Raw genomic sequence first — 22,111 nt, 5'->3', positions numbered from 1 at the left:
TTGCAAAAAACCACGGAACCCCTGGAACGTGCCTAAACTCCAAACTGCGCGGCTGGAACTAATACCGGCCCACTGGCTTCGTTTTGATCTGTTTCGTACAGAGCTTGGGGGGCCAGAACCCTGTCCATTGGTATGCACATAAAGAGATAAAAGCTATGAAACGGATTCTTCTCGGTACTCTCTTCACCGCTGTATCCATCAACGCAATGGCGCAAGCTCCAGGCGGCCCGGATTGCGGTTGGGGCAACATGCTGTTCGAAGGTCAGCGTGGCACCCCGGCGCACTTCCTCGCTTCCACCACCAACGGCACTTCCGGTAACGCCACGTTTGGTATGACTTCCGGCACCAACGGTTGCTCGACCAACGCGTCGCTGACCTACGGCGGCAAATCCTGGTTTGCCATGAATGGCATGATGAACGAGCTGTCCGAAGACATGGCCAAAGGCAACGGCGAAGCGCTGACGACTTACGCCGTGGTACTGGGCGTGGCGCCGGAAGATCGCGCGCATTTCGCTGCTGTGACTCACGAGCACTTCCAGCAGATCTTCAGCAAGGCTGACGTGACCGCTGAAGACGTGCATACCAACACCCTGGCCGTACTGAAATCGGATCCTCGTCTGGCCAAGTACGCAACTCAGGCATAAGCTCGACCTCTGCCCGCTTCCTTCGGGGAGCGGGTTTTGTTTTTTATGCATTGATTCCACCGTGACGCTGAACCTGTGGTGAGGGGATTTATCCCCGTTCGGCTGCGCAGCAGTCGTGAACCTGTGCATGCGGTATAGCTGGTGCATTGGGGATACAGGTTTTGGGGCCGCTTCGCTGCCCAACGGGGATAAATCCCCTCGCCACAAGGGTGGAGTGTTGACCCCCGATTCGGGTTTTATTTTCTTTCGACTTAAGTTGCCACTTATGCTCAAACGCCTTGCCTGGCTGGCGCTCTGTGTCTGCGCCCCGCTGTCCGCCGCGCCACATATCGACCCTCAACGTTTGCAGCAACTGGCCAACGACCGCTTCTGGATTTCCCTCGGTCACTACGAAACCGCCAAACTCGGCGGCTGGCGCAGCTATGTCAGCGACAAGAAATTCTTTCTTGCACCCGATGGCAATGAACATCCCGATCACGAACTGGCGGCCACCGTGCAAGCGCTGTACGCCCCGGCCAGTCTCGGCGAGCAGCATGCGCAATGCGTTTACCCGGCGCGCACTCGCTGGCTGAAAGCGCAGCTCAAGCTGAATGATCTGCCGACACCAGAGTGCGCCGAGTACAAAAAATGGATCAAGGACGTCTCGCCGCACAGCGCGGTGATGATCTTCCCGGCGGCTTATTTGAACAGTCCCTCATCGATGTTCGGCCACACCCTGCTGCGCATCGATCAGGCTGACGTGCAGGCCGACAAGACCTCGCTGCTCAGTTACGCGATCAACTTCGGCGCCTACATCGAAGGCTCGGACAACAGCATTCTCTACGCCTGGAAGGGCTTGATGGGCGGCTATCCGGGCCTGTTCGCACTGGTGCCGTATCAGGAAAAACTCTCCGAATACCGCAGCCTGGAAAATCGCGATCTGTGGGAATACCGGCTCAATCTGACGCAAGAAGAAACCGCGCGCATGGTCGAGCATGTGTGGGAGCTGAAGCAGATTCAGTTCGACTATTTCTTCTTCGATGAAAACTGCTCGTACCGTTTGCTGGAGTTGCTCCAAGTAGCACGACCAAGCTTGCGCCTGACCGAGCAATTCCCGCTGACCGCGATTCCGACCGACACCGTGAAAGCGGTGAAAGAAGCCGGGCTGGTGGAAAGTATCGAATACCGTCCTTCGCGCGAACGTGAGTTGCTGAGTCGCGCCGAGCCTTTGACGGGTGAAGAACAGGATTGGGTGCTGAAAGTCAGCGCCGATCAACAAGTGTTGCAAGAACCGACGTTCAAGGCCCTGCCCCGCGATCGTCAGGCGTTGATCATCGACGCGGCGTATCGCCTCGAACGCTACCGCGCCAATGGTCAGGAACGTGATCCACAACGGGCGCAGCGCAGTTTCGAGCTGTTGCGGGCAATCAACAAAAACCCGGCACCCGATCTGCAAATTCCGCAACCGGGCCTGCCGGAAGACGGTCACGAATCGCGCACCTGGCAGGCCGGTCTCGGCACCCGCGGCGATCGTGCGTTCGGTGAGTACGGCTTGCGCATGGCCTATCACGATCTCAACGACAACGCCGAGAGCTTCCCGCTCGGCGCGCAGATTGAAATCCTGCAGATGAAGCTGCGTCAGTACGAGGGCAATCACTGGCAGTTCCAGCAACTGGATCTGGCGACGATCCGCTCGCTGACACCACGCAATGAGTTGTTGCAGCCACTGTCGTGGCAGGTCACTGGTGGTCTTGAGCGGGTGCCGGGCAAGCATGATGACGAAACGCTGGTCAGCCATGTGAATGGTGGCGGTGGCGGCACGTGGGCGCTGGGTGACGATGTGCTGGGTTTTGCCCTCGGCACCGTGCGGGTGGAACACAACAATGATTTCGCCGAGTTTGTTTCTCCCGCAGGCGGTTTCAATACCGGCGTGTTGTGGAAAAACCCGTTGGGCAACCTCAGCCTGGAGGCCAAGGGCGATTACTTCTTCAACGGCGAAGTGCGGCGCAGTTTGAGTCTGAATCAGCAGTGGGAGTTGTCGCGCAATCTTGGTTTGCGCTTGAGTGCGCAGCGTGAGTTCAGCCACATCGCCACGCCGGAAACGGAAGTCATGCTCGAAGTGAAGTGGTATCACTATTAAAAGATCGCAGCCTTCGGCAGCTCCTACATTTGCAATGCGTTTCACCTGTAGGAGCTGCCGCAGGCTGCGATCTTTTGATCTTTCTTTCACACCCCACCAACGAATCACCTTCTAGACTTTCCCCATAAGCCGGACAACCGGCTCGGGAGAGTGCGATGTGGCGGTGTGCGGGTGTGTTGGGTGTTTTGCTGTTGCTGGGCGGTTGCCAGTCGACCCACGATGATTTGATCGCCAAAGGTTATCCACCGGCCTTCGCCGACGGTTTTGATGATGGTTGCGTCAGCGGTCGCCAGGCCGCCGGTTCGATCAGCGGCGAGTTCCGCAAGAACGTCCCGCGTTATCTCAAGGACAAGCAATACGCCGACGGCTGGACCGACGGCTTTCGCCAGTGTCAGGCGATGCTCGAAAACAAGGGTCGCGACGACTACCGCAACGAACACTGGGACGAGCGCGAGCGCGCGTGGCAGCAACAGAAAGATCAGGACGCCGGGCGGGCTTATCGCTCGCCCTAGGTCGCTCCCAGACATCCAGTGAAACCAAATGCCTGCGAGCATGGCCCAAACCTCATACGAGGAGGAACCCATGAGCCGTGCTTTCGTCAACGAAGACAACGCCGCCGCACAAGCCGATCAACCGGTTGAACGGCGGGTCAGCGAGCAGCCCAATTACGTCACGTCACAGGGCTTGGCGCAGTTGCAGGCAAAAGTCGCCGAACTGCAAACCCAACACGCAGAACAATCGGCCAAAGGTGAGCAGGCCGATAAGCAACGGCTGGCCGATCTGCAAAGGGATTTGCGTTATTTCAATCAGCGCTTGAGCAGCGCCCAAGTCGCCGTCGCCGCAACGTCCAGAGACAAAGTGCAGATCGGCAGTTGGGTGACCTATGCCGATGAGCACGACACCGAACACCGCGTGCAACTGGTCGGCGAAGATCAGGCCGATGCGAGCAAGGGCCTGATCAATTGGGGCTCACCGCTGGGCCGCGCCCTGCTCGGTGCCCGACTCAACGACGAGGTGCTGTGGCAGCGCCCCGCCGGCGATCAAGTGATCGAAGTAATCCGCATCGAACCGGCTTAAACCACACCCTGCGCGAGCATTGCGTCGGCGACTTTGACGAAACCGGCGATGTTCGCGCCTTTGACGTAATTGATCTGCCCATTTTCTTCGCCGTAATGCACGCAAGCGTGGTGGATTGACTGCATGATCGCGTGCAGCTTGCTGTCCACCTCACCCGCCGTCCACAGCAGACGCATGGCGTTCTGCGACATCTCCAGACCGCTCACCGCCACGCCCCCGGCGTTGGATGCCTTGCCCGGCGCGAAAAGAATGCCAGCCTCGATAAAGATATCCACAGCCTCCAGCGTCGTTGGCATATTTGCGCCTTCAGCCACGCACACACAGCCATTGCGCAGCAGGGCGTGGGCGGCTTCGGCGTCTAGCTCGTTCTGCGTGGCGCACGGCAGCGCGATGTCGCACGGCAGCGACCACGGCAACTGACCGGCGCGGAATTCCAGACCAAATGCAGTCGCCAATTCGCTGATGCGCCCGCGCTTGACGTTCTTCAACTCCAGCAGAGCCGACCACTGCTCTTCGCTCAGGCCAGCCTCGCAATACAGCGTGCCTTCGGAGTCGGACAGGGAAATCACCTTGCCGCCTAGATCCATGACTTTGCGCGCGGCGTACTGCGCAACGTTGCCGGAACCGGAGATCGCCACGCGTTTGCCTTCCACGGTCTGCCCGCGACGCTTGAGCATTTCTTCCGCGAAATACACGCAGCCGAAACCGGTGGCTTCCGGACGAATCAGGCTGCCGCCATAGGTCATGCCTTTGCCGGTCAGCACGCTGGTGAACTGGTTGCTCAGGCGTTTGTACTGGCCGAAGAGGAAACCGATCTCGCGCGCACCGACGCCGATATCACCGGCCGGCACGTCAACGTCGGCGCCGATGTGGCGATACAACTCGCTCATGAATGCCTGACAGAAACGCATGACTTCGGCGTCGCTCTTGCCCTTCGGATCGAAGTCGGAACCGCCCTTGCCGCCGCCCATGGGCAACGAGGTCAAGGAGTTTTTGAAGGTCTGTTCGAAGGCGAGGAATTTCAGCACGCCCAGGTTCACCGAAGGATGGAAACGCAAGCCGCCCTTGTACGGGCCGATGGCGCTGTTCATCTGGATGCGGAAACCGCGATTGACCTGGACTTTGCCCTGATCGTCGACCCACGACACGCGGAACACCACGGCACGCTCCGGCTCGCAGATGCGCTCGAGAATCCCCGAAGTCAGGTAGTGCGGATTGGCTTCGAGAAACGGCCACAGACTGCGCAGTACTTCTTCGACGGCCTGGTGGAATTCGGGCTGATCCGGGTCGCGTTTTTTCAGACGGGCAAGGAAGGATTCGACGGATTCGATCATGGCAAAAGTCTCGGCAAATTTATTGTCGTTGGAGGAGATTGGGCCGGACTGTAACAAACGAAATGCGCACAGGAACAGAGCAAAATGTCGCAGTTATGAAATTAAATGGTGCACAGGATATAAATCCTGCTGGTTTTTGGCGCTGATTTGCACCTGAATGGGGAGAACAAATTTGATTAATGCACCAACAGTTACACCGCCATCGCTGGCAAGCCAGCTCCCACAGTTTTAGCGGCGCTCACACAATCCGGACATAACACAATCCCTGTGGGAGCTGGCTTGCCAGCGATGAATTCACCTCGGTTCCCCTGAAAAAAACCGGGCAAAAAAAACGGAGCCCGAAGGCTCCGCTCTTTATGCAACCAACCCGAATCAGGCCAGTTTCTTGTGACGTACCCGGTGTGGCTGGGCAGCCGCTTCGCCGAGGCGTTTCTTGCGATCCGCTTCGTACTCGGTGTAGTTACCTTCAAAGAAGATCGCTTGCGAGTCGTCTTCGTACGCCAGGATGTGTGTCGCCACACGGTCAAGGAACCACCGATCGTGAGAGATCACAATCGCGGCGCCCGGGAAGTCCAGCAGGGCTTCTTCCAGCGAACGCAGGGTTTCAACGTCGAGGTCGTTGGACGGTTCGTCGAGCAGCAGGACGTTGCCGCCCTCCTTCAGGGTCAGCGCCAGGTGCAGACGACCGCGCTCACCACCGGACAGGTCCTTGACGAACTTCTGCTGATCGCCGCCCTTGAAGTTGAAGCGACCGACGTAGGTACGCGACGGGATCTCGTAGTTGCCGATACGGATCTGGTCGGAACCGTCGGAGATTTGCTGGAACACAGTCTTGCTGCCATCCAGGTCATCGCGGCTCTGATCGACGCAGGCCAGTTGCACGGTTTCGCCGACTTCGATGCTGCCCGAATCCGGTTGTTCCTTGCCCATCAGCATGCGGAACAGGGTCGACTTACCGGCACCGTTACCGCCGATCACGCCGACGATGGCGCCCTTCGGCATCGAGAACGACAGGTTGTCGATCAACACGCGATCGCCGTATCCCTTGGTGACGTTCTTGAATTCGATGACCTTGTCGCCCAGGCGTGGACCGGCCGGGATGTAGATCTCGTTGGTTTCGCTGCGCTTCTGGAATTCCTGCGATTGCATTTCTTCGAAGCGTTGCAGACGTGCCTTGGATTTCGACTGGCGGGCTTTGGCGCCTTTGCGCACCCACTCCAGTTCTTCCTTCATGGCTTTTTCGTGCGCCGACTGCTGCTTGGATTCAGCGGCCAGACGATCGGACTTGGCTTCGAGCCAACCCGAGTAGTTGCCTTCGTACGGAATGCCCGCGCCGCGGTCGAGTTCCAGAATCCAGCCAGCGACGTTGTCGAGGAAGTAACGGTCGTGCGTAATCGCTACCACAGTGCCCGGGAAGTCGTGCAGGAAGTGCTCCAGCCACGCAACGGAATCGGCGTCCAAGTGGTTGGTTGGTTCGTCGAGCAGCAGCATGTCCGGGGCGGACAGCAGCAGGCGGCACAGGGCCACACGACGTTTTTCACCACCGGAGAGGAATTCGACCTTGGCGTCCCACGCTGGCAGACGCAGCGCGTCGGCGGCGACTTCCAGTTGACGATCAAGGTTGTGACCGTCGCTGGCTTGCAGGATCGCTTCGAGTTTGGCTTGCTCGGCAGCCAGTTTGTCGAAGTCGGCATCTTCTTCAGCGTAAGCCGCGTAGACCTCGTCCAGGCGCGCCTGAGCGTTCTTGATCACGCTGACCGCTTCCTCGACCACTTCACGTACAGTCTTGGTGGGGTCAAGTTGCGGCTCTTGCGGCAGATAACCGATGTTCAGTTCCGGCATCGGACGGGCTTCGCCCTCGAACTCGGTGTCGACGCCGGCCATGATTTTCAGCAGCGTGGACTTACCCGAACCGTTGAGGCCGAGTACGCCGATCTTGGCGCCGGGGAAGAACGACAGCGAAATGTTTTTGAGAATTTCCCGCTTCGGCGGAACAACTTTGCCCAGCCGATGCATGGTGAAGACGTATTGAGCCATGGAGAACCTTGGGTCAGTGACAGATGAATGATTGCAGCGCGGGCGATGCCCGGCCAGACCATGCGCGTCGTTCACTTGATGGTTATCAATGCGTGCGCGCTGAAAAAGTCTGAGTCTAGGAGCTGGAACGCTCCCGCGTAACCGGCAAAGCTACCTGATTGACCAGTGGCAGTCCAGCCGAGCGGGGCTGGCACTTCGCCACAACTCAAGGCATGCTAGCCGCCCTTTGGGCGTCCGGCTTATAGTGCACGTCGCGCCAGTCCAGCCAAACCGCAGGATTACAGCTTGTCCAATGTCACTCCGCCAGCCTCTGTGAGCAGCACCCAACCGGCGCCCGGCTCGCCCCTGCGCGGGACATTAAAGGGAGCGCTGGCAACCCTCGTGCTTTTGTTGCTCGCGTTGCTGTTCTGGCAACTGCTCGATCAATTGCGCGAAACCCAGAAAAACCAGCGTCAGTACACCATCGACTACACCGCCGACCTCGCCTCGCAGGTCAGCCTGAACATGGCGCTGAACGCGCAAATCGCCCTCAACCTGCTACCGATCGTCGAGCAACCGCAAACTGCCGACGAACAGCAGGCGCTGCTGCGCAAACTTCAGCAGTCGCTGCCAGATCTGCGCAGCATGGCATTGCTCAGCCCGTCCGGGCGCATCCTCAGCGACAGCGCCGCCGACAGCCACGACGCCGACTACCTCACCGAACTGGTCCGCCGCAGCCGCGCGCAGGCGCATTATTTCAGCAACGCCGACGACGGCGCGGTGGTGCACCTGTTGCTGCATCAGGCCAGCGGCAGCACGCGTGGCTATTGGGCGTTGCGCCTGACCCCGACCTTCTTCGACTCGCTGACCAAACAGGGTGAAACGGGCCTGCGCCCGCTGTGGCTGGTGGAGAACCGCATCAACCATCAGATCATCAGCCGCGACGAGGCGCTGCCATCGGCAAAGCCTGGCGTACTGACCCCGGACGATCTGGCCAACACCGTGCTGACCGTGCCGCTGAGCAGCAGCGACTGGCAATTGCGCGGCCTGTTCGACCGCCAGCGCGTGCTGGAGGAATTGCTGCCGGCGTTCATCGGCAAATGCCTGTTGGGCCTGGCCTTCTCGCTGCTGCCAGTGATCGCGCTGTTGAACATGCGCCGCCGCCAGCGCCAGTTGCATGAAGGGCGCCGGCGTTATCAGGACATTTTCGAAGGCACCGGCGTCGCCTTGTGCGTGCTTGATCTATCCGGGCTCAAGCAGGTGTTCGAAAAAGCCCAGATCCAGACCAGCGATCAGCTCAAGGCCTGGCTCGACCAACCGGCGCAACGCCAACAATTGCTCCAGGAACTGCGCGTCACCGAGGTCAATCAGGTGGCCTTGCAACTGCTCAACGTCAATTCCTGCGAACACGCCTGGCAACTGTTGATCGATGGCCATCCGCATCGCCAGTGCGCGATCGGCAACCAGGTGCTCGACGCGGTGTTGCAGCAGCAGAAACAGCTGGAACTGGAAATCAAACTGCCGGACATCAATGGCCGCGACCAGCATCTGTGGATGGTGTTGCGCCTGCCGCACGAGCAACACGACTATAAAGCGGTGATCCTCAGCATCAACGACATCACCAGCCGCAAGCTCATCGAGCTGTCGCTGCTGGAGCGCGAAGGCTTCTGGTCGGACGTGGTGCGCACCGTGCCGGATCATCTGTACGTGCAGGACGTGATCAGCCAGCGGATGATTTTCAGCAACCACCACCTCGGCCAGACGCTCGGTTACAACCGCACCGAACTGCACCAGATGGGCGAGTACTTCTGGGAAATCCTCCTGCACCCCGAAGACGCCGATTACTACCATCGTTCGCGGCAGTTGCAGCGTCACGCCGGTTACAGCCAACTGCTGCAATGTCAGCTGCGCTTCCGTCATCGCGATGGCAAATGGCGGCGTTTCGACATTCGTGAACAGGCACTGGCCCGCGACAAGCATGATCAAGTCACGCGGATCATCGGTGTGGCCAAGGACATCACCGAACAGATCGAGGCCAGCGAGTCCCTGCGCGACAGTGAGCAGCGTTATCGCATGCTCGCCGAAAGCATCAGCGACGTGATCTTCTCCACCGACAGCAAGCTCTCGCTGAACTACGTCAGCCCGTCGGTGCAAGCCGTGCTGGGCTACGACGCCGAGTGGATTTTCCAGAACGGCTGGCAATCGACCATCGCCAACCCGCAACAACTGAGCGGCATCTACACGCTGATGGATCGCGTCAGCAAGGCGCTCGACAAGCCCGAGCAACTGGCGCTGTTACGCAGTCAGGTGCAGACGCAATTGTTCCTCTTCGACTGCCTGCGCGCCGATGGCCGCAAGATCCCGATCGAGCTGCGTCTGGTACTGGTGTGGGACGAGCATGGTGCATTCGAAGGCGTACTCGGTGTCGGTCGCGACATCAGCCAGCAACGTCGCGCCGAGAAAGACTTGCGCATGGCCGCCACGGTTTTCGAGCACTCGACCTCGGCGATTCTGATCACCGACCCGGCCGGTTACATCGTTCAGGCCAACGAAGCGTTCAGTCGGGTCAGCGGTTACGCGGTGAGCGAAGTGCTCGACCAGTTACCGAACATGCTCACCGTCGACGAACAGCAGGACGCGCACCTGCGTTACGTGCTCAAGCAATTGCACCAGCACAACACCTGGGAGGGCGAAGTCTGGATGAAGCGGCGTAATGGCGAGCATTACCCGGCGTGGGTCGGCATCACCGCCGTACTCGACGACGAAGGCGATCTGGCCAGTTACGTGTGTTTCTTCAGCGACATCAGCGAGCGCAAGGCCAGCGAACAGCGCATTCACCGCCTCGCCTACTACGACGCCCTCACGCATTTGCCGAACCGCACGCTGTTCCAGGATCGTCTGCACACCGCGCTGCAATCGGCCGAGCGGCAGAAGTCGTGGGTGGTGCTGATGTTCCTCGACCTCGATCGCTTCAAACCGATCAACGACTCCCTCGGCCACGCCGCCGGCGACCGCATGTTGAAAGACATGGCCACGCGCCTGCTCGCTTGCGTCGACGATGACGACACCGTGGCGCGTATGGGCGGCGACGAATTCACTCTGCTGCTGCAACATCGTTCCAGCCGTGAAATGGCGCTGAACCGGGCGATTCATGTCGCCGAGCAGATTCTTGGCAGCCTGGTGCGGCCGTTCGTGCTCGAAGGTCGCGAGTTCTTTGTCACAGCGAGTATCGGCATTGCCCTGAGCCCGCAGGACGGCAACGAACTCAGCCAGTTGATGAAGAACGCCGACACCGCGATGTACCACGCCAAGGAACGCGGCAAGAACAACTTTCAGTTCTATCAGGCCGACATGAACGCCAGTGCGCTGGAGCGTCTGGAGCTGGAAAGCGATTTGCGCCACGCCTTGGAACAAGACGAATTTGTCCTGTATTACCAGCCGCAATTCAGCGGCGACGGCAAACGCCTGACCGGTGCCGAAGCGCTGCTGCGCTGGCGTCACCCGCGTCGTGGCTTGGTGCCGCCGGGGGATTTCATTCCGGTGCTCGAAGAGCTTGGTCTGGTGGTGGACGTTGGCGATTGGGTGATCAGCGAGGCCTGCCGTCAACTGAAGACCTGGCACCAGAACCGTGTGCGCGTGCCGAAGGTCTCGGTAAACATTTCGGCGCGACAGTTCTCCGATGGCCAACTTGGCACGCGGATCGCCACGATCCTGCGCGAAACCGGCCTGCCGCCGGCGTGCCTGGAGCTGGAGCTGACCGAAAGTATCCTGATGCGCGAAGTCAGCGAGGCGATGCAGATTCTCGCCGGGCTGAAAAACCTTGGCCTGAGCATTGCGGTCGATGACTTCGGCACTGGTTATTCATCGCTTAACTACCTCAAGCAGTTCCCGATCGACGTGTTGAAAATCGACCGCACGTTTGTCGATGGCTTGCCGTCGGGTGAGCAGGACGCGCAGATCGCTCGGGCGATCATCGCGATGGCACACAGCCTGAATCTGGCGGTGATCGCCGAGGGCGTGGAGACCCATGAGCAACTGGACTTCCTGCGCGAGCATGGTTGCGATGAGGTTCAGGGGTATCTGTTCGGGCGACCGATGCCGGCGAGCCGCTTTGAAGCGCAGTTCAGTAATGATGCGCTGTTCATGTTCGACTGAAGAAAAGATCGCAGCCTGCGGCAGCTCCTACAGGGATTGATGTCGGTCACGGTATTTATGTGCGCCTCGGATAATGTAGGAGCTGCCGAAGGCTGCGATCTTTTCAGGCCGGCACAATCACCATCTATCCGCGCATGAACGCCACTTGTCTGCGACATGATGTCGTTTCATATGCCATCCAAAACCCATTGGGTTAGAATGCCCCCCTTTTCTGCCCCCGATCCTTGAGGACCGCCATGTTCAGCCGTGATTTGACTATTGCCAAGTACGACGCCGACCTTTTTGCCGCCATGGAGCAAGAAGCTCAGCGCCAGGAAGAACACATTGAGCTGATCGCTTCGGAAAACTACACCAGCCCAGCGGTGATGGAAGCTCAAGGCTCGGTCCTGACCAACAAGTACGCTGAAGGCTACCCAGGCAAGCGTTACTACGGTGGTTGCGAGTACGTCGACATCGTTGAACAACTGGCCATCGACCGCGCCAAAGAGCTGTTCGGCGCCGATTACGCCAACGTTCAGCCGCACGCCGGTTCGCAAGCCAACGCCGCTGTTTACCTGGCTCTGCTGCAAGGTGGCGACACCATTCTGGGCATGAGCCTGGCCCACGGCGGTCACCTGACCCACGGCGCCAGCGTTTCCTCCTCGGGCAAACTGTACAACGCTGTGCAGTACGGCATCGACGCCAACGGCCTGATCGACTACGACGAAGTCGAGCGTCTGGCGGTTGAGCACAAGCCGAAAATGATCGTGGCCGGTTTCTCTGCCTACTCGCAGATCCTCGATTTCCCGCGTTTCCGCGAAATCGCTGACAAAGTCGGCGCTTACCTGTTCGTCGACATGGCTCACGTAGCCGGTCTGGTCGCCGCTGGCGTCTACCCGAACCCGGTGCCTTTCGCTGACGTCGTGACCACCACCACGCACAAGACCCTGCGCGGTCCACGTGGCGGCCTGATCCTGGCGCGCGCCAACGCCGACATCGAGAAGAAGCTGAACTCGGCGGTATTCCCGGGCGCCCAGGGTGGCCCGCTGGAGCACGTGATCGCGGCTAAAGCGATCTGCTTCAAGGAAGCGCTGCAGCCTGAGTTCAAGGCTTACCAGGAACAAGTGGTGTTGAATGCCCAGGCCATGGCCGAAGTGTTCATCGAGCGCGGTTTCGACGTGGTTTCGGGCGGTACAAAGAACCACCTGTTCCTGCTGTCGCTGATCAAGCAGGACATCTCCGGTAAAGATGCTGACGCCGCTCTGGGCAAAGCGTTCATCACCGTGAACAAGAACTCCGTGCCAAACGATCCACGCTCGCCGTTCGTCACTTCCGGCCTGCGCTTCGGTACCCCGGCTGTGACCACTCGCGGCTTCAAGCAAGCCGAGTGCAAAGAGCTGGCCGGCTGGATCTGCGACATCCTGGCTGACCTGAACAACGAAGCGGTGATCGACGCCGTTCGTGAGAAAGTCAAAGCCATCTGCAAGAAACTGCCGGTGTACGGCGCTTGATGCGACGTTAAACCCGCAGCATGAAAAACCGGCCAAGTGATTGGCCGGTTTTTTTTCGCCTGCGATTTCCCATGTAGGAGCTGCCGCAGGCTGCGATCTTTTGATCTGGATTATAAAAACAAGATCAAAAGATCGCAGCCTTCGGCAGCTCCTACATTTGGTTGGTGCCGCTGGTCAGACCGGTCATGCCAATTTTGTTGTTTTCACTTGTCATCCCGAAAAAACCGAGCGTAGACTGCGCCTGCACTGGACATACCGGTAAGACCACAATAATTAAGTCCTGAATCTGATGCGCCACGCGCACGGCAGCCAGGACACCGACCAGGATTCCTCCCATGCTCAGATGGTGCTCGCGTTCAATCTTCCTCCAAGTGGTTCTCGGACTGGTGCTCGGCATCGTCTGCGGGCTGACCCTTCCTGAATACTCGGCCCAGCTCAAACCGCTCGGCGACGGTTTCATCAAACTGATCAAGATGCTCATCGGCCTCATCGTGTTCTGCGTGGTGGTCAGCGGCATCAGCGGCGCCGGCGATCTGAAGAAGGTCGGGCGCATCGGCCTCAAATCAGTGATCTACTTTGAAGTGCTGACCACCATCGCCCTGGTGATCGGCCTGGTCTTCGCCTTCAGCACCGGCATCGGCAGCGGCGCGAATATTCATCTGGAGCAACTGTCGGCGGCCGACATGGGCGACATCGCCCAGCGTGGCCAGCACATGCACACCACCACGCAATTCTTGATGGACCTGATCCCGACCTCGGTGCTCGGCGCGTTCGCCGACAACAACATCCTGCAAGTGCTGCTGTTCTCGGTGCTGTTCGGCAGCGCGTTGAATCTGGTCGGCGAAGCGGCCTCCGGGATCTCCCGACTGATCAATGAACTGAGCCATGTGATCTTCCGCATCATGGGCATGATCGTGCGTCTGGCGCCGATCGGCGTATTCGGCGCCATCGCCTTCACCACCAGCAAATATGGCCTCGATTCGCTGCAACACCTGGGCAGTCTGGTCGGTTTGTTCTACCTGACCTGCATGGCCTTCGTCAGCGTGATACTCGGTCTGGTGATGCGCGCCTCCGGCCTGCGTATGTGGCCGCTGCTCAAGTACCTGCGTGAAGAACTGCTGATCGTCATGGGCACGGCATCTTCCGATGCGGTGTTGCCACAGATCATGCGCAAACTCGAACACCTCGGCATCGGCAGCTCGACCGTCGGCCTGGTGATCCCCACCGGTTATTCGTTCAACCTCGATGGTTTTTCGATCTACCTGACCCTGGCCATTGTCTTCATCGCCAACGCCACCGGCACGCCACTGGCCATGACCGATTTGCTGACGATTCTGCTGGTGTCACTGATCACCTCCAAAGGTGCCCACGGTATTCCCGGCTCGGCACTGGTGATCCTCGCGGCGACGCTGACCGCCATTCCGGCGATCCCGGTAGTGGGTCTGGTATTGGTGCTGGCCGTGGACTGGTTCATGGGCATCGGTCGGGCACTGACCAACCTCATCGGCAACTGCGTCGCCACCGTCGCCATCGCCCGTTGGGAAAAAGACATCGACGTACAACGCGCCAACAAAGTACTCAGCGGTCAGCAGGGCTACACCTTTCAGCCGCGTAAACCAGCAACTCCCGCGCACCAGCAGGAGTTCTGATTTCAACCCCGTAGGAGCTGCCGCAGGCTGCGATCTTTTGATCTTGCTTGCGGCGCACCCAATGGGCTCACGGAGCAAGACCAGTGATCACCACATCAACCGTCGTCAACTCAGTCGTAGAAAAACTCCGCGCCGCCCTCGCCCGTGGCCAATGGCGCTCCGGCGACATGCTGCCGGGCCAGCGCGAACTGGCCGAACAACTGGGCATCAGCCGGCCGAGCCTGCGCGAGGCGGTGATCGTCCTGGAAACCCTTGGCCTGGTGCGTTCGATGCCGGGCAAGGGCGTGGTCGTGCTCGACGCGCAATTGAGCGACAGCCAAAGCCACGACAGCGCAGTCGCCGGGGCCAGTCTCGAAGATGTCCTGCAACTGCGCTACACCCTGGAACCGTTCATCGTCGGTCTGGTGGCGCAGTCGATCAGCAGCAAGGAAGTCGGGCAGTTGCGCCTGACCCTGATGGACATGCGCGAAGCCCTTGAAGCCGGCGACAGCGAAGCCGGGGTCAGCGCCTACATCGCTTTCCATGAAGAGCTGTTCACCCTGACCTCGAACCCGATCTTCCAGAGCGTCGTGCAGCAGACCAGTAACGCCCTCAAGCAAAGCGCCGAAGTGCTGCGCAACTCGCCGGAGCACCTCGCTGAACGGTTAGAGGAAAACGAAGCCGTGGTGCGGGCGATCCGCAGCAAGAACAGCGCCCAGGCCAGCGCCGAAATGCGCCGGCACATTTTGCGCGAAGGTCAGCGGATGGGCATCGAGCTGAATATTCCGGATGACAACCTGAGTCACTGATTCCTATTGGAGACAGGCCATGAACAGTTTCGCTTCAACCTCGCACGCTCAGCCAACTGCCACGCCCCTGCCCTTCTCTCGGCTGCGTGCGCCGGTAGAGGATCTTTATCCGCGACTGTTCGATGCAATTCTCGAACAGCGCATTGATCCGGACAGCCGTTTCACCGAGGACAGTCTGAAGGAGATGTTTAGCGCCAGTCGTGCGGATGTGCGCCGGGTGCTGACGCAGTTGTCGCTTGAACAGGTCATTGTGCTGCGCGCCAATCATCGGCCGCGTGTCGCCGCACCTGATCGGGAGCAGACGCAGCAAGCTCTGCATGCGCGACGGCTGGCCGAAAACACCTTGGTGCGTCTGGCCTGCCAACGTCCGCAGGCCGAAGACTTGAAACGCCTGCGCGGGTTGATCGAGCGCGAGCGTCAAGCGGTTGAGCAGGACCGGCGCGGGACGGCGATTCGCTTGTCGGGGGAGTTTCATCTGCACTTGGCGCAGATGGCGGGGAATGCACCGTTGGCGCATTTTCTCGGCAGTCTGGTGCCGCTGACGTCGCTGGCGATTGCGCGAAGTGAGTGCCAGACGCATAGCTGTTGCGCATGGCAGGAGCATTTGGCGCTGGTTGAGGCGGTGGAACGAGGCGATGTTTCCAAGGCCGGCATGTTGATGAATCAGCATCTGGATCATCTTGAGCAGACGCTGCTGGAGTCGACCGTCAAGCATTGTGTTGTCGGTTAAATCGCCATCGCGGGCAAGCCCGCTCCCACAGGTTTATTGGTGTCCACACAATCTGTGAACGACAAATAACCCTGTGGGAGCGGGCTTGCCCGCGATGGCGTCAGCCCTGACACCGAAGAACCATCAGGCAGAAGCTACCTTGGCAAACCCCGCCCGAATCTTCTCTTCCGGCAACTCATCGGCAATAAACACGATCACACTTTCCCGCGCCTCTCCCTCGGCCCATTCGGAGTCCCAGTCGAAACCATAAAGCTTCAACACGCCCTGAAACACCAGGCGGCGATCTTCGCCGGCAATGCTCAGCACACCTTTGTAGCGCAGCAATTGTTTGCCGTGCTCTTCCAGCAGTTCATTCATGAATTCACTGAGCTGATCGATATCCAGCGGCTGATCCGTGCGCAGCACCAGACTGGAAATGCGGTCAATCGACGGCGCCTTGCTCACCGGGCGCAGGCTCAAGCCGCCCCCCAGATCGGCGTTGAGATTGAAGCCACGGACATCGAGCAGTTCAGCCAGATCGATGTTGCCGTGATCAACCACTCGAATCGGCGCGCGGCGGTTGATCCGCGTCAGGCGTTCGCTCAGAGCGGTGAACGTGGCCTCGTCGACCAGATCAGTCTTGCTCACCAGCAAGCGGTCGGCAAAACCGATCTGCGCCTGGGCGATGGTCTGGCTCAGATGCACATCCGCGTGCGCGGCATCGACCAGGGTGATGATGCCGTCGAGCAGGTAACGCTCGCGCAGTTCTTCGTCGATGAAAAAGTCTGTGCCACCGGTGCCGGATCGGCCAGACCCGTGCACTCGATGACCAGACGATCAAAGGCGATTTCGCCGCTGTCCAGCCGTTCGAGCAGCAGGTACAGGGCTTTGGTCAGGTCGGTGTGAATGGTGCAGCAGACACAGCCGTTGGCCAGGGTCATGACTTGCACAGGTTCGTCGCCGAGCAATTGAGTGTCGATGCCGGCGTCGCTGAATTCGTTTTCGATCACGGCGATTTTCAGGCCGTGCTCGGCTTTCAAAATGTGGCGCAGCAAGGTGGTCTTGCCGGCACCGAGAAAACCGCTGAGTACCGTGACCGGGATTGGGGCTGACAAATTAAATCTCCCTCACGCAAAAAAACTGTAGGAGCCTGGCTTGCCAGCGAAGGCGTCTTCAAGATCGCCTTCGCCAGCAAGCTGTGCTCCTACAGTGCTTGTGTTGCCTGAACCCTCATGTGCCTCAACAGCACTTCGGCCCACCCTTGCCACCGTAACGGGCTTCCTGACGTTCGCGGAAGAACATCTCGTAGCTCATCACCGGTTTGTCCGGGTGTTTGGTTTGCATATGCTCGACGTAGGTGTCGTAGTCGGGCATGCCGACCATCAGGCGCGCAGCCTGACCGAGGTATTTACCGAGGCGACTCAGGTCATTGAACATGCTGCAATCCTCTGGTTACGCATCCGGCAGGGCCTGGAATGGCGATTCTTTATCCGTACGCTCTTTTTTGCCCCAGGCGGCGATGCCGACCTTGAGCGCATAGAACAGGATGCTGAAGACCACGAACAGGAACAGCGCGGTGAGCGTTGCGTTGGTGTAGGCGTTGAAGATCACGTGCTGCATCTGCTCGACGCTTTTTGCCGGTGCCAGCACCTGACCGTTGGCCAGCGCATCGCTGTATTTCTTCGCCAGCGACAGGAAGCCGATCGCCGGGTTGGCATCGAACAGTTTGATGAAGCCCGCCGTCGTGGTGCAGATCAACAGCCAGGTGGCTGGCAGCAGGGTGACCCAAATGTAGCGCTGGCGCTTCATTTTGATCAGAACCACAGTGCCAAGCATCAGCGCGATACCCGCCAGCATCTGGTTGGAAATACCGAACAGTGGCCACAAGGTGTTGATGCCGCCCAGTGGATCGACCACGCCCTGATACAGCAACCAGCCCCACATCGCCACACAACCGGCGGTGGCGATCAGGTTGGCGGTCCACGATTCAGTGCGCTTCAGCGCCGGCACGAAGGAGCCGAGCAGATCCTGCAGCATGAAACGTCCGGCGCGGGTACCGGCGTCGACTGCGGTCAGAATGAACAGCGCTTCGAACAGGATCGCGAAGTGGTACCAGAACGCCATGGTGTTTTCACCCGGCAGGACACTGTGCAGGATCTGCGCGATACCGACCGCCAGGGTCGGCGCACCACCGGCACGGGCGAGGATGGTGGTTTCACCAATGTCGTGCGCCACGGCTTGCAGCGCTTCCGGCGTGATCGCAAAGCCCCAGCTGGAGACCACTTGCGCAACCGATGCGACATCACTGCCGACCACGGCAGCCGGGCTGTTCATGGCGAAGTACACGCCAGGCTCGATCACCGACGCGGCAACCATGGCCATGATCGCCACGAACGATTCCATCAGCATGCCGCCGTAACCGATGTAACGGGCGTTGGTTTCGTTATCCAGCAGCTTCGGCGTGGTGCCCGAAGAAATCAGCGCGTGGAAACCGGAAACCGCACCGCAGGCGATGGTGATGAACAGGAACGGGAACAGACCGCCCTTCCACACCGGACCGGTGCCGTCGACGAACTGGGTCAGCGCGGGCATTTTCAGCTCGGGCATGGTCACCAGAATGCCGATCGCCAAGGCGACGATGGTGCCGATTTTGAGGAACGTGGAGAGGTAGTCACGCGGGGCCAGAATCAGCCACACCGGCAGCGATGCCGCGACGAAACCGTAACCGACCAGCATCCAGGTAATCTGCACGCCGGTGAAGGTGAACGCCTTGGCCCATACCGGATCAGCGGCAATCTGCCCACCGAGCCAGATCGAACCGAGCAGCAGCAACACGCCGACCACGGAGATCTCGCCGATGCGGCCCGGGCGGATGTAACGCATGTAAATGCCCATGAACATCGCGATCGGGATGGTCGCCATCACGGTGAAGATGCCCCACGGGCTCTCGGCCAATGCTTTGACCACGATCAGCGCCAGCACCGCGAGGATGATGATCATGATCAGGAAGCAGCCGAACAGCGCGATGGTGCCGGGAATACGGCCCATTTCTTCACGCACCATGTCGCCCAGGGAACGGCCGTTGCGACGGGTCGACATGAACAGCACCATGAAGTCCTGCACCGCACCCGCCAGCACCACGCCGGCAATCAGCCACAGCGTGCCGGGCAGATAACCCATCTGCGCCGCCAACACCGGGCCGACCAATGGCCCCGCACCAGCGATGGCTGCGAAGTGGTGACCGAAAAGAATGTGTTTGTTGGTCGGCACGAAGTCCAGACCGTCGTTGTTGAGCACGGCGGGGGTTGCCCGACGCGGGTCCAGTTGCATCACATTGTTAGCGATGAACAGACTGTAGTAACGGTACGCAACCAGATAAATGGCCACAGCGGCGACCACAATCCACAAGGCATTGATCGCCTCGCCGCGACGCAATGCCACTACGCCCAGGGCGCACGCTCCTACGATTGCCAGCACTAGCCAGGGTAAGTGGCGTAGCAGGCTATTATTATTTTTCATTTTATTATTCCAGCCAGGGTGGACAAGAAAGACAGCCACCCCGAGTTTAGCGCTTACGGCGCCAAAGGCCATACCCCGACGTTGGTCTAGACGCTTTAGCGATTGGCTGGCGCCCGCATTCGCGGTCTATAGTCAGCGAACCTTCATGAGGATTGCGCCATGAGCGAGCACCCAGCCAACCGTCGTCGCTTCAAACGTATTGCGTTCGATGCCAGAACCGAGCTGAGTCAGGGCGAGTACATCTGGCCGGTCAAGTTGATCGACCTGTCACTCAAAGGATTGCTGATCGAACGGCCGGAGCCGTGGCTGGGCGATGCACAGAAGGATTTCTTCGTCGACATTCATCTGAGCGATGACGTCGATATCGAGATGGATGTGCACTTGGCCCATGAAGAGAATGGCCAGTTGGGGTTTGTCTGCCGGCATATCAGTCTGGAGTCGATCCAGCGGTTGCGGCGCTTGATCGAGCTGAACCTGGCTGATGAAGCCGAACTGGAACGCGAACTGGGCGCCCTGATCGAAATCTGAACGTTGCCCCTGTAGGAGCTGCCGCAGGCTGCGATCTTTTGATCTTGAAAACCAAAATCAAAAGATCGCAGCCTGCGGCAGCTCCTACAGGGAATCTCTGGTTATTCGAAGAGGGCGTCGAGGGCTTGTTCGAGGCGGGTCACGGCGATGATCTGCAAGCCCGGAGGGGATTCCTTTGGCGCATTGCCCTTGGGCACGATGGCGCGTTTGAAACCGTGCTTCGCGGCTTCCTTCAGGCGCTCCTGGCCACTGGGTACAGGACGCACTTCGCCAGACAGGCCGACTTCACCGAACACCAGCAAATCATGCGGCAATGGTCGGTTGCGCAAGCTCGACATGACCGCCGCCATCAGCGCCAGGTCTGACGCCGTTTCCAACACCTTCACCCCACCGACCACGTTGAGAAACACGTCCTGATCGTGTGTCGGAATTCCACCGTGGCGATGCAAAACCGCGAGCAACATCGCCAAACGGTTCTGATCCAGACCCAACGTCACCCGTCGCGGGTTGGCCAGATGACTGTCATCGACCAGCGCCTGCACTTCCACCAGCATCGGCCGGGTGCCTTCCCACGTCGCCATCACCACACTGCCCGGAACTTCTTCCTGCGCGCGCGTGAGAAAAATCGCCGAAGGGTTGGAGACTTCTTTCAAACCCTTGTCGGTCATGCCGAACACGCCCAGTTCGTTGACCGCGCCGAAACGGTTTTTCACCGCGCGCAGCAAACGCAGACGTCCATCGGATTCGCCTTCGAAATACAGCACGGTGTCGACCATGTGTTCGAGCACGCGGGGGCCGGCCAGTGCGCCTTCCTTGGTCACGTGGCCGACGAGGAAAATCGCCGTACCGCTCTGCTTGGCGTAACGCACCAACAGCGCTGCGCTCTCACGTACCTGAGAGACGCCGCCGGGTGCCGATTGCAACTGTTCGGTGAAGATCGTCTGGATCGAATCGATCACCATCACCTTGGGCTTTTCCTGGCGGGCGGTGGCGATGATGGTTTCGATACAGGTTTCGGTCATTACCCGCAGCTGATCCTGCGGCAAGCCGAGGCGACGGGCGCGCATGGCCACTTGCTGCTGGGATTCTTCGCCGGTGACGTAGAGGGCCGGCATGCTCTTGGCGAGGTTGCACAGGGTCTGCAGCAGGATCGTCGATTTACCGATGCCCGGATCACCGCCAATCAACACCACCGAACCGTCGACGAGACCGCCGCCGAGCACGCGATCCAGTTCACTGGATGCCGTGGAAAAACGCGGAATTTCTTCGACACTGACTTCGGCCAGGGTTTTGATCTGTGCCTGCTGGCCGGTCCAGCCGGTGCGACCGGACGGCGCCGTGGCACCGCCACTTTCGATCATGGTTTCGGTCAGGGTGTTCCAGGCACCACATTCCCCACACTGCCCGGCCCACTTGGGAAAGGTTGCGCCGCACTCGGTGCAGCCGTACATGCGCTTGGCCTTGGCCATCAGAACCCCCGGGGCAAAACCGCGATGATAACGCAGACGCCGCCCGTCAGCGCGGCGCAGCCGTGCGGATTTCGCCGCTGGCCAGACGCGCGGCGCTGTTGCCCAACGGGTCTTCGGCATTCAGGTCGGCGCCCTTGGCTTTCAAGGCATCGAGCAGTTCCAGGCGCTTGAACAGCCCGGCGTACATCGCTGCCGTCTGCCCGGCACCGTTGCGCTGATCAGGGCTGCAATCGGTGGCCATCAAGCGTCGGGCAATCTGCAACTCACCTTTGAAAATGGCACCCATCAGCGCCGTATTGCCGCGCAGATCCTGAGCACAGGCATCGGCACCCGCGGCGAGCAAGCGCTCCACTGCCTGCGCCTGACCGTGATAGGCCGCCAGAATCAATGCGGTGTAGCCCTTGTCGTCATGAGTATCGAGGGCGTATCCGGACTCGATGAACGTGTCGAGCATCGGCACATCACCGCGTCGGGCCGCGTCGAAATAGTAGTCCTGCAGTTGGGCCTTGATCGCGGCCGGATCCTGCTGCTCAAGCGACGCCGCGAACACACCGGGTGACAACAGGCTGAACAGTAAAAAAAGATAAACACGCATGGGCTATGTCCTTTCACAG

The 22,111-nt window shown here is 59.7% G+C and carries 16 protein-coding genes and 1 pseudogene; 10 read left to right on the top strand and 7 right to left on the bottom strand.

All coding sequences use genetic code 11. The annotated features are described in order from the left end of the window. Positions 1–155: 155 nt before the first annotated feature. The 4 genes from ACZZ0B_RS01170 (at position 156) to ACZZ0B_RS01155 (ending at position 3,840) form a co-directional block, all read left to right on the top strand. Positions 156–644 (top strand): DUF3015 domain-containing protein, encoded by a 489-nt coding sequence (locus tag ACZZ0B_RS01170; RefSeq protein WP_007909797.1) that lies wholly within the window; start codon positions 156–158, stop codon positions 642–644. Between the two features lie 265 nt (positions 645–909). Beyond that, positions 910–2,763, top strand: a complete 1,854-nt coding sequence (locus tag ACZZ0B_RS01165) for an Lnb N-terminal periplasmic domain-containing protein (protein ID WP_463544202.1) — start codon at positions 910–912, stop codon at positions 2,761–2,763. 155 nt (positions 2,764–2,918) lie between these two features. Then, on the top strand, positions 2,919–3,275 hold the full coding sequence (locus ACZZ0B_RS01160; RefSeq protein ID WP_440096895.1) for a hypothetical protein: 357 nt from the start codon (positions 2,919–2,921) through the stop codon (positions 3,273–3,275). 70 nt (positions 3,276–3,345) lie between these two features. After that, positions 3,346–3,840: a GreA/GreB family elongation factor gene (locus ACZZ0B_RS01155; protein ID WP_463544201.1), complete on the top strand. Its 495-nt coding sequence runs from the start codon at positions 3,346–3,348 to the stop codon at positions 3,838–3,840. Here ACZZ0B_RS01155 and gdhA read toward each other — a convergent pair. Together gdhA and ettA are read right to left on the bottom strand one after the other, a co-directional pair. Beyond that, positions 3,837–5,174, bottom strand: a complete 1,338-nt coding sequence (gdhA, locus tag ACZZ0B_RS01150) for an NADP-specific glutamate dehydrogenase (RefSeq protein ID WP_008078576.1) — start codon at positions 5,172–5,174, stop codon at positions 3,837–3,839. The two genes, ACZZ0B_RS01155 and gdhA, sit on opposite strands and share 4 nt — an antisense overlap. Positions 5,175–5,546: 372 nt before the next feature. Beyond that, positions 5,547–7,211 carry an energy-dependent translational throttle protein EttA gene (gene ettA, locus ACZZ0B_RS01145; protein WP_008078577.1) on the bottom strand — a complete coding sequence of 555 codons (1,665 nt, stop codon included), beginning with the start codon at positions 7,209–7,211 and terminating at the stop codon, positions 5,547–5,549. A 285-nt stretch (positions 7,212–7,496) separates the two neighbouring features. On the opposite strand from ettA, the gene morA reads away from it, so the two are divergent. From morA to ACZZ0B_RS01120, 5 genes are all read left to right on the top strand, one after another. Continuing rightward, on the top strand, positions 7,497–11,345 hold the full coding sequence (gene morA, locus ACZZ0B_RS01140) for a cyclic di-GMP receptor MorA (protein ID WP_008078578.1): 3,849 nt from the start codon (positions 7,497–7,499) through the stop codon (positions 11,343–11,345). A gap of 236 nt (positions 11,346–11,581) precedes the next feature. After that, the gene (gene glyA, locus ACZZ0B_RS01135) at positions 11,582–12,835 is read left to right on the top strand and encodes a serine hydroxymethyltransferase (protein WP_129395595.1); all 1,254 of its coding nucleotides are present in this window, start codon (positions 11,582–11,584) and stop codon (positions 12,833–12,835) included. 335 nt (positions 12,836–13,170) lie between these two features. After that, positions 13,171–14,484 (top strand): C4-dicarboxylate transporter DctA, encoded by a 1,314-nt coding sequence (locus tag ACZZ0B_RS01130; RefSeq protein WP_008078580.1) that lies wholly within the window; start codon positions 13,171–13,173, stop codon positions 14,482–14,484. A gap of 83 nt (positions 14,485–14,567) precedes the next feature. Then, on the top strand, positions 14,568–15,272 hold the full coding sequence (locus ACZZ0B_RS01125; protein WP_008078581.1) for a FadR/GntR family transcriptional regulator: 705 nt from the start codon (positions 14,568–14,570) through the stop codon (positions 15,270–15,272). Positions 15,273–15,291: 19 nt separating this feature from the next. Beyond that, positions 15,292–16,002 (top strand): GntR family transcriptional regulator, encoded by a 711-nt coding sequence (locus ACZZ0B_RS01120; protein WP_463544200.1) that lies wholly within the window; start codon positions 15,292–15,294, stop codon positions 16,000–16,002. A gap of 123 nt (positions 16,003–16,125) precedes the next feature. Here ACZZ0B_RS01120 and yjiA read toward each other — a convergent pair. The 3 genes and pseudogenes from yjiA to ACZZ0B_RS01105 all read right to left on the bottom strand — a co-directional run bounded on the left by yjiA (position 16,126) and on the right by ACZZ0B_RS01105 (position 19,500). Next, positions 16,126–17,096 (bottom strand): annotated as a pseudogene (gene yjiA / locus ACZZ0B_RS01115) (GTPase). 124 nt (positions 17,097–17,220) lie between these two features. Continuing rightward, entirely contained in the window at positions 17,221–17,418 is a 198-nt protein-coding gene (locus ACZZ0B_RS01110; protein WP_003228401.1) for a YbdD/YjiX family protein, read from the bottom strand. 15 nt (positions 17,419–17,433) lie between these two features. After that, positions 17,434–19,500 (bottom strand): carbon starvation CstA family protein, encoded by a 2,067-nt coding sequence (locus tag ACZZ0B_RS01105; RefSeq protein WP_008078589.1) that lies wholly within the window; start codon positions 19,498–19,500, stop codon positions 17,434–17,436. A gap of 159 nt (positions 19,501–19,659) precedes the next feature. On the opposite strand from ACZZ0B_RS01105, the gene ACZZ0B_RS01100 reads away from it, so the two are divergent. Continuing rightward, entirely contained in the window at positions 19,660–20,028 is a 369-nt protein-coding gene (locus tag ACZZ0B_RS01100; protein WP_236428353.1) for a PilZ domain-containing protein, read from the top strand. A gap of 101 nt (positions 20,029–20,129) precedes the next feature. Here the strand turns inward: ACZZ0B_RS01100 and radA are convergent, their stop codons facing one another. Together radA and ACZZ0B_RS01090 are read right to left on the bottom strand one after the other, a co-directional pair. Then, positions 20,130–21,497 (bottom strand): DNA repair protein RadA, encoded by a 1,368-nt coding sequence (gene radA / locus ACZZ0B_RS01095; RefSeq protein ID WP_008084632.1) that lies wholly within the window; start codon positions 21,495–21,497, stop codon positions 20,130–20,132. Between the two features lie 46 nt (positions 21,498–21,543). Then, a complete protein-coding gene (locus tag ACZZ0B_RS01090; protein ID WP_463544199.1) occupies positions 21,544–22,092 on the bottom strand; it encodes an ankyrin repeat domain-containing protein in 549 nt (182 codons plus the stop codon). Between the last annotated feature and the right edge of the window lie 19 nt (positions 22,093–22,111).

The sequence above is a fragment of the Pseudomonas sp. AC247 genome (genome assembly GCF_979258015.1).
The sequence above is the reverse complement of the archived record's forward strand: the minus strand, read 5'-3'. Positions and strand labels throughout refer to the sequence as shown.